General features: G+C 44.6%; 12 protein-coding genes and 1 pseudogene. 9 read left to right on the top strand and 4 right to left on the bottom strand.

The window, feature by feature from the left end:
- Window positions 1-27 precede the first annotated feature (27 nt).
- Window positions 28-1,131: a hypothetical protein gene (locus tag AC55NX_RS16120; protein WP_496996658.1), complete on the bottom strand. Its 1,104-nt coding sequence runs from the start codon at window positions 1,129-1,131 to the stop codon at window positions 28-30.
- Between the two features lie 230 nt (window positions 1,132-1,361).
- On the opposite strand from AC55NX_RS16120, the gene AC55NX_RS16115 reads away from it, so the two are divergent.
- From AC55NX_RS16115 to AC55NX_RS16100, 4 genes are all read left to right on the top strand, one after another.
- Window positions 1,362-1,979 (top strand): DUF2589 domain-containing protein, encoded by a 618-nt coding sequence (locus AC55NX_RS16115; RefSeq protein ID WP_496996657.1) that lies wholly within the window; start codon window positions 1,362-1,364, stop codon window positions 1,977-1,979.
- A 157-nt stretch (window positions 1,980-2,136) separates the two neighbouring features.
- Entirely contained in the window at window positions 2,137-2,850 is a 714-nt protein-coding gene (locus AC55NX_RS16110; RefSeq protein ID WP_496996656.1) for a DUF2589 domain-containing protein, read from the top strand.
- Between the two features lie 103 nt (window positions 2,851-2,953).
- On the top strand, window positions 2,954-3,196 hold the full coding sequence (locus tag AC55NX_RS16105) for a hypothetical protein (RefSeq protein WP_496996655.1): 243 nt from the start codon (window positions 2,954-2,956) through the stop codon (window positions 3,194-3,196).
- A 17-nt stretch (window positions 3,197-3,213) separates the two neighbouring features.
- Window positions 3,214-3,699, top strand: coding sequence for a hypothetical protein (locus AC55NX_RS16100; protein ID WP_496996654.1), 486 nt, complete (start codon window positions 3,214-3,216; stop codon window positions 3,697-3,699).
- A 19-nt stretch (window positions 3,700-3,718) separates the two neighbouring features.
- Here AC55NX_RS16100 and AC55NX_RS16095 read toward each other — a convergent pair whose 3' ends face one another.
- Entirely contained in the window at window positions 3,719-5,476 is a 1,758-nt protein-coding gene (locus tag AC55NX_RS16095; protein ID WP_496996653.1) for a bifunctional lysophospholipid acyltransferase family protein/GNAT family N-acetyltransferase, read from the bottom strand.
- Between the two features lie 624 nt (window positions 5,477-6,100).
- Between AC55NX_RS16095 and AC55NX_RS16090 the strand changes: the two genes are divergently transcribed.
- From AC55NX_RS16090 to AC55NX_RS16080, 3 genes are all read left to right on the top strand, one after another.
- Entirely contained in the window at window positions 6,101-8,056 is a 1,956-nt protein-coding gene (locus AC55NX_RS16090) for an LTA synthase family protein (protein ID WP_496996652.1), read from the top strand.
- A 194-nt stretch (window positions 8,057-8,250) separates the two neighbouring features.
- Complete coding sequence (locus tag AC55NX_RS16085) at window positions 8,251-8,556, top strand: hypothetical protein (RefSeq protein WP_496996651.1); 306 nt, start codon at window positions 8,251-8,253, stop codon at window positions 8,554-8,556.
- Between the two features lie 158 nt (window positions 8,557-8,714).
- Window positions 8,715-9,803: a hypothetical protein gene (locus AC55NX_RS16080; RefSeq protein WP_496996650.1), complete on the top strand. Its 1,089-nt coding sequence runs from the start codon at window positions 8,715-8,717 to the stop codon at window positions 9,801-9,803.
- 64 nt (window positions 9,804-9,867) lie between these two features.
- On the opposite strand, the gene AC55NX_RS16075 is transcribed toward AC55NX_RS16080, so the two are convergent.
- Window positions 9,868-10,101 (bottom strand): DUF2789 domain-containing protein, encoded by a 234-nt coding sequence (locus AC55NX_RS16075; protein ID WP_496996649.1) that lies wholly within the window; start codon window positions 10,099-10,101, stop codon window positions 9,868-9,870.
- Window positions 10,102-10,442: 341 nt separating this feature from the next.
- Here AC55NX_RS16075 and AC55NX_RS16070 point away from each other — a divergent pair, with 341 nt between their 5' ends.
- Window positions 10,443-12,263 carry an RICIN domain-containing protein gene (locus tag AC55NX_RS16070; protein ID WP_496996648.1) on the top strand — a complete coding sequence of 607 codons (1,821 nt, stop codon included), beginning with the start codon at window positions 10,443-10,445 and terminating at the stop codon, window positions 12,261-12,263.
- A gap of 293 nt (window positions 12,264-12,556) precedes the next feature.
- A complete protein-coding gene (locus AC55NX_RS16065) occupies window positions 12,557-12,787 on the top strand; it encodes a DUF6538 domain-containing protein (RefSeq protein ID WP_496996647.1) in 231 nt (76 codons plus the stop codon).
- Between the two features lie 67 nt (window positions 12,788-12,854).
- Here the strand turns inward: AC55NX_RS16065 and AC55NX_RS16060 are convergent.
- A pseudogene (locus tag AC55NX_RS16060) lies at window positions 12,855-13,158 on the bottom strand (hypothetical protein); the annotation flags it as partial.

The raw sequence follows: 13,158 nt of genomic DNA, 5'->3' as shown, positions 1-13,158 counted from the left end.
AGCGGGGAAGGATTCGGGGGAATCTGTTTAAAAATATCCAGCGGCTTTTTTCAGCTTATCAACCATCACTTTCTGGTTCTGATTATCGGCAAAAGCGATAGTGTTTGAGGCATAAATATGCTCGCTGGTATCGAGCGTCAGTATTCTGGCAAGACCGGTACTTCCCCAAAACGTATTCACCAGCGTGCGATCATCATTGGGCAGATGATTTAATTCAGCAGAACGATAATGGAGGACTTTGGTCGATGCCGGCGGCAACTCCGCGTTATTCTGATAATCCTCCATCAATAAACGCACATCGACATAATTATTGTCACTGATTTGCACCCGCATTAAGGCCACTGGACGGAGTGAAGTACTGACCCGGCCAACATTACCGGCTACAACGTCGAGGGTGAAATAACTATATTGGTGATATTTTTCGGCTTTCAATTTGTTGAGCTGGGCCTCGATACCCCGGATATTATCCCGTAGCTGTTCCAGCCGGTGATTATTTTGTTCGATGACTTCGCTGAGATCATCTCTCACATCGGACAGCAAAAACTTCAGCGCCGGGAGGTTAAACTGGGGCGTCTGTTTACCGGTAAATTTCAATTCGGCATAGTTGCGGGTGATGGTGAGCACTTGTTTTTCGTAGTAGTGGGCTTCTGAGTCGTCCATATAATTGCTAAGTGTCCACTGTTTCATCTCGCCGACCCTAAATTCACTGAGCTGATGTTCGTGATCTTTCGGGTCTAGGTAGGCATTGATGGTCGCAATGTATTGTTCCAGCTTGGCGCGGGTTTCTGCAATATTTTTCAGATCCTGACGGGCTGCATCATACGCATTGATCAAGGTGGATACGGTGAATTCGGGGTAGTCGATTTTATCGCCCTTTTCCCCTTGAGGATTGTATTCATAGCGCAGGTGTTCAGGAATATAAGGTTCAAGCAACTTGAGTTCATCGGTGTCGAGTGTAGTTTTGAGATGATCCGATTCAATGCGTTGAATGCCGGTGATTTCGAGTGTGACATCTGAGGTTTCGACAAAATAAATTTGCCAGACCGGGATCACCGATGCTGATGCTATGCCGGCCAGTCCTAACAGGATCGGCCGACTCTTTGCTTTTAATTTTTCCAGTAATGGTTTCATTGGCATTTTCCCCTCAATCGCTTGATTGATCACATCGTATTAGCGATGTAACAGCTTGGCGAAAATCGTTTTTTTGACGGTGAAATGACTCACGATCACTGAATCGCTCACCACTGAATTTGAGAAGACAGCCATGCATCGATTTGACCTGAAAGTCCCTGCATTAAGCCGATAACTTTTGGGAGCGGTCAACAATACTGAGTCCATGTGAACTAACGGAACTGAGATGCATGATCAACTTAGAAGAGTTTGTCCATTCGATTCATGTGGCGACAGCTTCAGCCGGAGAGGCGCTCATCCAGAAAAATCTCGATTTGCTGGAGCGTTTTTTTGAACCGGCGGATGAAGATGATGAAGACATCACACATATGGCAGATGTCGGTCGTTCCGACGCTAAAGTTGAGGGCAAAACACCGAAACGTACCGGCAAAAATCCACCTCCGTCAGATGACGTACCGAAGCGGTTTATGCATGGTGAATATGGGAGCGACATTCCGATTCTTAAGCCGAAAATGGTGGCGATGCAGTATCCGACGGTGACTCGCAACGGGCCGAGTGTACAGACAGTTAACGTCCCGTTGATCACCCTGATCCCATTATCTCAGGTTGAACTGCAGGAAATGAGTTTCTCTACCGAATTGGAGCTCAGTGTTAATGGTGATGCGCTGCAAGTTTCATTTCCTAAACGGACCCTCAAAGCAAAAGAGATGGCAGAAGAAGGGGCCAATCAGGGCCATGGCGGTAAAGCCAAGTTGGACGTGAAAATTGCAGCAATGGAGACCCCGGACGGGCTGAAATATATCGTCGATGGTTATGAAAGAGCGTTAAGAGCACAGGTCCCGGGTTAATCAGCTATAAATTCATGATTAATCAATTGTTTATTTTATTAATTAACTAACTAAAACAGTGATTTAGCTGTCACTGGCAGTTATCTCTGCGAAAGTCGATGATGCGTTCTCTGTGATGACTGAGGCGCAGGCGTTTACATACAGATAAGGAGTCTTTATGGCAGTCACTTCAGGGCCGGGTTTGGTCTCAATGGCACAACAATTCAGCGGTCTTCCGATGGGAGACTTGATCGGTGGGCCATTGATGGCAGCGGCCGAGGCGAACAATAAAATGGCGATGACGCAGGTGAAGTTCATGCTTGATACCTGCTTCAGTAAACAGGTCGCACAGGGGGGAAGTGGCGGTGGCAGTGACAATCAGTCGCAAAGTTCCGAATATCAACCGGTGATGGTTGATCTTAAACTCAAACGTCCGGTCATTACGACCACCAAAGGGCAGAATGAAGGTGATTCGACCGTCAGTACCGATACGGCGGAATCATCGATTTCGATTCCGTTGCTGACGCTGCTGCCTCTCAATGCACTGGCTGTCGATGATATCAGTATTGAATTCAATATGGAGGTGAAATCCAGCTTCGCGAATGAGCAAAGCCAGCAAGAGAAAGAGAATATGAGTGCTCAGGGCAGTTTTGAAGCGAAGATCGGCTATGGTCCTTTCTCTGCCAGTGTGAGTGGCAGCGTGTCGAAATCTTCTGAAAAGAGCAACAGTAATACGGAAAAATATGAAAAGAGTAATAAGGCGAGTTATGACGTTAAAGTGCATGCCGGTCAGTTGCCGCTACCTGAAGGCGTAGGGGTGATCATTAAGGCTTATACCGACAATATCGCGCCGATTATGGTGACTCAAAACGAAGGTTCGTCGACGTCGTGATTACGCAACTTCACTTGGCCAGTCTGTCTAGTCTATGCCCTGGGGCTGGCCCTTTTTTCCGCGTCATAATTTCTTTTTCTTTTTTATGTACAGAGGTGACAGTATGAATACGCAATTGCCTTGTCCGACTTGTCTTGAAAACGGTAAGAAGAGCATCATCTACATTGAGCCTGAACTGCTGTTATCCGGTGCGCATTTTTCGTGTCCGGTTTGCCATAGCTCGGTGGCGCTGTCGATCAGTAGTTATCCTGTTTATCGTCAGGGGTTAGATAAGTATCGTCAGTATCAAATGGTGACCAATGGGCTGAAAGCTGAAGGCGAGCGGCCGAAACTCAATCGTGGCTAACCGTAATGAAGGTGCGAATGATGAAGAGAAAGTCTGTGAAGGCGGAGTCCCGCTCTCCCGGTGCACTGGCTGAATGGCTGATGCGAGATATTCTCCGGGCCAAAGCACGTACGGAAGAAGAAAAATTTTCACCACTTCAGGATTATTTTTCCGTTGATGATGAGGCGATGATGACGGCTAAGCCTGTCGGAATCAAAATGCCCTGTATCACTGATGAAGGGATCTGTTATCAGATTCAATGGATACCGTTATACATGTTGTGTCCGTGTTGTTTTTTCAAAGTTGAGAGCGTGTCGCTTGAGTTGAACGCCTACCTTGAACAGAGCGATCGGCAGGATACCACAGAGGTTGTGCCGCAGGTGACGCTCTCTAAGAAATCCGGCTGGTGGTCTAACAATACACCGGTCAAAATATCACTACAGTTTTCGGAATCATCGGGGCACAGTATCTCTATCGAGAGTGATGACATCCTGCCCGCAGTGCCATCCCCAGAGACAGACTGACTCTGGGGAGCATTGTATTTTATACCGCGTGATATGCCAGATAAGCTTTGGTCGGAGCACTGCCCATATAGCGGGTTAAGGTTTTTTCTGAAACCTGACGGAGATCAACCACAATCAGACCGTCCAGCGAATCATTAAAATCCGGATCAACATTGAAGCAGGCAAATTTGCCGTTCAGTCCTAAATATTGACGCAATAGCACCGGTACACCTTTCCCTTCATCAATTCGGGCAATGACTTTGGACAGAAGTTGTAAGTCCGCCAGTGCACTGAGCAGATGAATACTCCAGTCATGGTATTTGTGTATCGGCAGTGGGTTGGTAGGTTTGACTAATTGAGCCTGTTCAGGATCGTAGTAATTTAAAGTCATGGTTTGTGCCAGTAATTGGCGGGCGTCATCACTATATTCATTACTGATACTGACCGGACCAAACAGGTGCGTATACTGTGGATGTCGGGTCACGAACGTGGCGATCCCTTTCCAGAGGAGTAGCAGCGATGACATACTTTTCTGATAAGATTGTGCGACAACGGAGCGTCCCATCTCTATTGATTTACCCATTTGTTGAATAAACTGAGGATCGTAGTTGAACAGGGTGCTGGAATATAGCCCGGCCAGACCATGCTCCGCCATCAGTTGATCAACCAGACCCAAGCGATAGGCACCAACCAGCTCATCGGCTTCCCGATCCCAGATAAACAAGTGGAAGTAATGACGATCAAACTTATCAATATCCAGTGCCAGCCCCGTACCTTCACCAACCTGACGGAAGTTGATCTCCCGGACGCGACCAATTTCGTGCATGATGCATGGAATGGATGCTGCTTTGGCACAGTACACATCAAATTCATTATATTGCAATATGTGCTCTTCAGCGGATAACCGAGCCAGATCACTTTTCAGATCATCAAGTGGTAAGCGGGGGGCGACAGGAGGGAGGGTGAGATCACCATCTTGCTTATTGCGTTGTTTTTGGGTCGCCGGATTGAGCAGATAGGTATTAAAGCGCAGATAATGGACTAACTGTTCATCATTCAGTGGTGTGATTTCTTTATACTGAATTGGCTGACCGATGGCGATCTCGATGGCGTGGGATTTTTTATTGAGGAGTTCCCGCCCGAGCATCAGCGTTCTCAATAGTGGATGAATTTTACCTGCCATATAGAAACGCTTGGAGTTTTGCCCGTTAATAAAGATGGGCACTGACGTTGCGTGGTGTTTTTTAATTAAGCGGCTGACAGACGTGCTCCACGCTTTATCCTGTAGCCGTTGTTGTTTGATATCGACCAGGTGAGACACTTCTCCTGCCGGGAAAATCAGCAGTAAGCCGCCTTGTTCCAGATGACGATGTGCTGTACGCATCGCCTTCAGGTTTGCCTGCTGTGTCTGACTGGTGTTGAAGACATCGACCCCGATAAACAGCGAATCTAACTCGGGAACCGTTTTCAGATAGTGATTGGCGAGAATCTGTACATCAGAACGAATTTGTAACAGCATTTCAGCTAAAATGACGCCCTCAACACATCCGAGCGGATGGTTAGCGACCACAACGGTAGGGCCGGAAGCTGGAATATGATTGAAGTCCCCTTTAATCACCCGATAATCGATACCTAGAATTTCCAGAGTGAATCTTAAAAAGGTTTGAGTATCACAGTTTGCCGGACGCTGCGCATAAAACTTATCTAATTTGGTTAAGCCTGTTGCCCATTCCGCAATGTGTTCTCCGACACCGAATGGTGTCTTTTTGGGTAGCTTAAAAGGACTGTTCGCTAGCATATCAACCTCGAATCATGACGATAATCTCCATGCTAGGGAGGATTTGTTGCAGATGCGCTTCAGTTTTATGAGGCTTTCATGTCATGCCGGTGACGTTCTGATGACCTTGTTGTTGCAAGATGATGAAGACAGTTTGATTTATTGCAAAGAAGAGATGATTTGATGCTTGCGGGCTGGCTCAGCCGGGGTGGGGCCCCGTTTATTTTACAGGGCGTGACTTTCGTCGGAATTGATAGTGTGATGTGCCCGATTGATACCAGACATATGGCATGGAAAAATTACCGGGTTGATTGACACGGCAGGCCATTGCACGGTCTGCCGTGTGATGCTACTGCTAAAATCGATCATACACATCGATTGTACCTTTGTGTTTTGCTCAGGCTTTTCTATATTTAGGGATGATCTATATATTCAGTGAATGTTGTGATAAGTGGTGTTTGACCAATTTCGTCTCTAAAATTACATACCACCTTAGTTTTATATGTGTTATTTACCTTAAATTATTTGATATTTATTGTTTGAATAACAACAAGGTGTTGTATTCTGTTCTTGAAATGATTCAGATGAAGGTGTGATGGTCATTTTGTCGGAAGATAGCATCGGTATATTTTAAGGAAATAGACATTGTATAAAGTAAAAGTTCTGCTGGGTCCGTTATATCCGATTGTTAGCGCCGCGGTTGTTTTTATTGTTCTTTTTACGCTTTCCCGTTTGGGGCTGTCGTTGTGGCAGATTGAACGCGTCAATGATGCCCAAGGATGGGGAAATATTTTCTTTGGAGGCTTACGGGTTGATGTGTCATCGATCTGTTACTTGTTGATCTTACCTGCACTTCTTTCTGCTCTGTTTTCAGGGGATCATCTGATTGGACGCTGCTGGCATGTGATTCTCCGCATCTGGCTGACTGCCGGATTATGGTTGGTTGTGTATATGGAGGCGGCAACCGTTCCGTTCATCCAAGAATATGATCTTCGTCCGAATCGATTATTTGTAGAGTACCTGATCTATCCGAAAGAGGTGTTTGGGATGCTTTGGAGCGGCTATAAACTGGAGCTGCTGATTGGTCTGATTACGTCGGTGCTGACGATTTTTATCGGTTGGCGCTGGTCGAAAAAATTGGTTGCGGGTCTTTCTTTCCCGCGTTGGTATTGGCGTCCGGTGATTGCCGTTGGCGTGGTTGCGTTGGGAGTAATGGGGGCTCGGTCGAGCTTTGAGCATCGTCCGATGAATCCGGCGATGGTGGCTTTTTCCAGTGATCCTCTGATGAATGATTTTGCCTTAAACTCGTCTTACTCGGTGATCTTTGCTGCCAAACAGATGGGCGCTGAAGCGAGTGCATTTCAGTTTTATCCGCAAATGGCCAAAGACAAAATTATCGCAGAAGTGAAAGCTTCGATGAATGTTGATCCGCAAGATTTTGTGCCGGGTGACAGACCGACATTAGCCCGCCATCAGGCGCAGTATCAGGGCAAGCCAAAGAATATTGTAATTTTGCTATTAGAGAGTCACGGTGCGCAATTTGTCAGCCGTCTCGGGGGAATTAATGCTTCTCCTAATATTGATCACTTAATCGATGAGGGCTGGGCTTTTACCCGTATGTACGCCACGGGAACCCGCTCTGTCCGTGGGATCGAAGCTGTGACGACCGGGTTTACACCGACACCGGCACGTGCGGTCGTGAAATTAGGTAAGAGTCAGACCAACTTTTTTACCATTGCTGATCTACTGAAAAAACGGGGTTATCATACGCAATTCATTTACGGCGGAGAGAGTCATTTTGACAATATGAAGAGTTTTTTCCTCGGCAATGGCTTTGTTGATATGCAGGATTTTCCAACCTTTCAGTCCCCAGAATTCGTCGGATCATGGGGAGCTTCGGATAGTGATTTGTACAAAAAAGCGGATGAGCAGTTCACCCAACTGGATGCGCAGCATAAACCTTTCTTTAGTTTAGTTTTCTCCTCATCCAATCATACCCCTTATGAGTTTCCGGATAGCCCGTTCGAACTGTATAACCAACCGAAGAATACGGTAGAAAATGCAGTCAAGTATGCCGATTATGCCTTGGGTCAATTTGTAAAGAAGGCAAAGCAGTCTGCGTACTGGAATAACACAATTTTTGTGGCAGTTGCTGACCATGATGCCCGCACCAGCGGCAACTTACCGGTGCCCGTCGGTCACTTTAAAGTTCCGGCGATCATCTTTGGTGGTGGTATTGAACACCGACTGGATGATCGTTTAGTGAGTCAGATCGATCTGCCGCCGACGCTATTATCTCTGGCCGGGATCAACAGCATCAACCCGATGGTCGGCAATGATATGACCAAAACGGTGCCTGTTGATAAACAGCGGGCGTTGATGCAACGGGATAAGAACTTTGGCTGGATGACAGCCGATAATCAAGTAGTGGTGATTCGTCCTGAGCAGGGGATTACAACTTACCGGTATGATCCGAAACACAATACGTTAACCGATCATCCGGTAGCTGAGTCTGTAGTAGAAAGGGCTCACGCCTATGCGATGTGGGGGAGTCTAGCTTTTCAAGACAACTATTATCAGGCGCAAGATGTTTATCACTAGTCTCAGCGATGGCTGATTGTTTCAGGAGACTGTTCAGGCAGCTCCGTTTCACAACGCTGTAAATAATGTATTGATAGGTCGCCATGATAATAGACGGTTTTTTCTATCATCATGGCGGTGATCATGCATATTGTCTCAATAGATCGTCTAGTTTGACCTACACTTGAGAAATGTAGATTTAATTGGATATATCGATGACAGATCAAAATATCGGACAAATACTCCAGTCTTTCAATAACATAGAATCTCGAATCCAAGAGCAGAATAGCATGCTCCGAGAGCTGACTACCAAGGTGAAGTCACTGGAAGCCCAGAATAAACAATTGGTTCAAATGATCCATCAATTACAGTCATCATCGTCCCCGCCTGAGCAACATGGTCAGAATAAAGCTGAATTTCAGGAGACTGTCACGCGTAGTTTGCGTTCGATTGAAGATAAATCGAAGAAAGCAATTGAACTGATTAAAGCCAACGGTGGTAAAAAACGTGCTTGGCCGTAAGTGACACGATGACCAAACTCATTGATGAAGAGGGGGGAGTTATATCCAATCATATATCGGCTGAGTCTTCCATTCATATGAACTTGTAATTATACGGTTGGTTGAAAAATAATCTATTCTATTTATTGATATAACAAATATAAATAAAGGATTATTTTATGAAAACATATATGGCAGTTGGCATCACCGCGTTGGCTTTAACCGCCTGTTCGATGACGTCTGTAAATCCGCAAGAAGAATATAACAATACACTCCTCATGACCTTTGACGCGACTAAACCCGCAACGAAGGTTTTTTATAACGGTATTCAGTGTGTCGATAAAGATTCAAATGCTAAAGAAACGAGGCTTTGTCGCGCATATGCCTGGGCTGAGCAATTAGAATTTAAATACGCCAAAGCGGCTAATACCCAATACAAATATAATACAGCTTATGATGCAGCTTTGTTGGCTGGGGCTTTAGCGTCAGGAGTGATATTACTCGGAAATGCCCATATCGATGCCATCAAATCTGCGGGAGTTTTCATCGTTGGGGTTACGGGGATGAAGAGTTACCATCAACCTATATCGAGAACCGAGTTATATTTGTCAGCTGAGAAAAAGATGGCATGTATTACCCAAACCAGTCATTTGATCTTACAGGATGAAAATTCTGAACAGCAAGTGAAAACACTTGGTGATGATATGATCAATAGCCTGAATACACTGGATTCTTCGGAATTAAGTCGTGATATCAAGATAATTGAAGAAGGCATCAACAAAGCTGAAACTGACAAAGAAATGATCACAGAAGGGAAGGCTGCCTTGGCGGCTTATCAAACATTACTGACTAACCGAGCCGGGTTGTTTCAAGAGGCGCATGAATCGCAATATCTGCTCTCTTCGATGCCTGATGCAGTGATTGCTGCAACAAAAGATGCCAATCTCGCGGTAAAAAATCAACTGTTATCCAATCGTCCGGATATCAATACCATCATTGCTAACCTGAATACGCAAATGACCAATATCCGTAAATCAGCATCACAAGAGGGAATGTATGATGCTATTTTCCAATCGGTAGATAGTGTCGATAGTACAGCGGCAGGAGAAGAGAAAGGTCGTTCAACGCCCACACTCAATCAATCGATATCTGCTGTCAATCAACTGCTCGGTCATATCAAATTTACGCGAGAGAAATTAAACGCAACGAAAGCTCGGTATGTTCGTGCCCAAGAAGCATTGAAGTTGTGTCCGGCTGTAACTTTCTGAAAACAGAGGTGTCGCCCTGAAACACGGAAGAGCCTTTTAATCGAGGCTCTTTTGTGTTTCACAGTTAGTCTCGCAGCATCACATCGAGCTGGTCTACCAACTCGGCCCAATCGGCATCTTCCTCAATCGCCTGTTTTAAAAAAGTAGATTGGGAAGCGATCCAAAAGCTAGCTTCGTGGATGGATGTCGAATCTTGTGTATGTCGATGGTTTTTCACGAAATATTTAATTTCTTCCGGTGAACTCCCTAGACCAAGCTGTTCGAATAGATCCGTTACGTCATGTTGAGATATTTCCATGGTCTGCCTCCTTCACTATGTTCGCTTATCTGAAGTATATACGCTGCCCCGAAAAGTGAGAGGTTCTGCTCAAAATAAAATATTATAATTATTTCAATACTCTATAAAAATAATAAATATGTTGTGTTTGCTATATAAATTGAATCTTAAAAATAAAACACCATTTCATTTTTGTTGTTTTTTTATTCGTTTCTTATACACTTCTTACTTTGACAAACAATCAGTTTGATATGTCAACCTGCATCCGTCATGACGGTTTCTGTCGTTGTGACTGATGGATATACCGAAAGCTTGACATCTATCTTGAAAAAACCGATATGAACAGAGAAGGAACCATAACTGTGAAAGTTGATAATGTTAAAAATAGGTATGTTTTACTTGCCGGAATGATGGGTACGATGATGCTCAGCGGGCAAATTTATGCGGCAGATTATTGTACTGATGAGCCTGTAGATGGTGTTGTGTATAAGATTGTTAGTTCTGGTGCTGACATGTTAGTCGCTGCGGAATCAACAGCCCAAAAAGCCAATGTCGCAGCCCAAAAAAATACGGGAAGTGACTCTCAACGATTTATATTGAATCAGCAAAGTAATGGCTATTGGTCGATCAAGGCTTCCAATACATTGTATGCTGCAACTGTTGAAGGTGGGTCAATATATAACGGTGCTACAATTCAACAAAATCCCTACAGCGGTTCGCTAAGTCAAAACTGGCAATTGGTTCAGGTTACGTCCGGGACTTATCAAGGGACTTATAAGATCATCAATGCGAATTCAAACTTGTTGCTGACCGTTGCCGGAGCAACGGAGGGTGCTGATATTTATCAAAACCAAGATGCCGGTGTTAGCTCTCAACGTTGGTGGCTTGAGCCAGTGACAAGAACTTGTGGTTCTTCAGGTTCGGATTCTGGCAGCGCTGCGACTGCGGATATTTCAAGTTCTTCGGCTGCTCCTACGGCGGCTGCTGCCCAAAGTGCAGGAGCTAACCGTGAACCTTTAACGAATGGCTATCCTTCGTTTATCAAAAATGTTGACTCTGATGCCACCGTCGTTTCCACACTGGCTGGTTTACTTGCTGCTATCGACGATGCAAGAGCCGGGGATGTTATCTATATGCGGGGCGGGACATACTATCCTTCAGAGACGATTAAGATTGAACACAGTGGTACTGCGTCAAAAGCGATTGTACTCAGTGCTTATCCGGGTGATGAGCGTCCTGTTTTTGACTTTTCTGCGATGTCAGAAAAAAGCAGCAACCGTGGTTTCCAGATGAGCGCAGACTATTGGCACCTATATGGTTTCGATATCAAAAAAGCGGGTGACAATGGTATGTACCTGACCGGGTCACACAATACCATTGAGTTTATCAAGTTTTATGAGAACTCGGATACAGGTCTGCAAATCAGTAGTGGGGGCGCTTACAACTTCATCAAAAATTCTGACTCTTACTACAATGCGGATTCAACGCTTGAGAATGCAGATGGGTTTGCTGCCAAGCTAACGGTGGGAACCGGAAACTACTTCTACGGTTGTCGTGCGTGGAACAACCTGGATGATGGTTTTGATGGTTACCTGCGTGATAACGGCAGCTCCGTGACTACAACCTTGGAATACACTTGGATGATTCGAAATGGTTATCAGAAAAATGGTGTAAAAGGGGCTGGTGATGGTAACGGTTTTAAAACCGGCGGTAGTGATGGTAAAGATTTAGCTCATAACGGTCTTTATATTAATACTATATCTGCTGGTAATACCGCGGATGGTTACGATCAAAACAGTAATCGAGGCACTGTCACGATCTACAATGCAATTGCTTATAACAATGATCGTAACTTTGGTTTAGGTGATGGCAGTTCACGTCAGCTGAAGAATCTGACCATCAAAAACAGTATCTCTTTGGATAGCGGTAACAGTGATAAGTTTGGTGCGAGTTCAACTAATATAACCAATAATAGCTGGCAGGATGGTATTTCGTTTTCATCGTCCGACTTCTCAAGTATTAACATCGATGACTTACTGGCTGAGCGTCAAAGTGATGGTAGTTTACCTGTAGTGCAGTTCTTCCATCTAAAACCGAGAAGTGAACTCATTGATGCCGGAACAGATGTCGGCCTCAATTACAATGGCAATGCGCCTGATTTAGGCTCGTTTGAATCAAAATAAGCCAAGGATCGGTAGGTATGTAAAGGCCGAAATTTCCGGCCTTTTTTCATATCTGAAAGATAGTTTGGGACGTGTGTTTATAGCTGGGGATATCAATGATTTTGCGATAAATATGCTATAAGAAATCAAATATCAAGGACTTAGATGAAAAATATCTAAGTCCTTGAATGTGGTGGGCCTTCCCGCCAGCTCCACCAATCGATTGGAAATGGCGATAAGTTACTGACTTATCGCCATTTTTGTATCTGGACATTCAATTCCTTGGCTGTTTGTACTAAAAGACGGTACTAAACATGCGCTACTTATCACTTTCAAAATCTGGAATTTGGCAGTTCCGTTATCAAATACCTAGCCATCAAAGAAGTCTTTTCGAGGGCCGACGAGAAATTAAACGCTCTCTACGAACCACTTGCAAATCATCAGCTCGGATTTCCGCATTACAGCTTGAACTGGAGATCAGGAAACGTATTGACCAAACAGATGTTCGAATAGATCCGTCATGTCGTGTTGAGATATTCCCATAGTCTGCCTCCTTCACTGCGTTCACTTACCTGAAGTATATACGTTGTTCAGGATAGTGTCGGAGGTCAACTATATCGATTTAGAGATTAAATCAGCTTTTAGTAAGCCACCTTTTGTTAGGAGTTTTGCTGTAAAATTAGGTTTTTTTCTTTGTTTGAATGCGGTGTAAATTTTCTGTAGCCCTTCAGCTTCCAGTAGAGATATATTAATTTCAGTATCCATATCAGCAGCATCAATAAAATCGTCTGAAAAGGATGGTGCTATAATGAGTACTTGTGCAACGCGATGGTTGTTTTCTTCACAACGCTTAACATAAGATTTAACCTGTCTTGATGTTGAGGAATATTTTGCATATTGTCCATTTTTAAAAGAC

The sequence above is a fragment of the Vibrio rubrogenes genome, from assembly GCF_059641415.1.
This window is presented reverse-complemented; position numbering and strand designations above follow the sequence as displayed.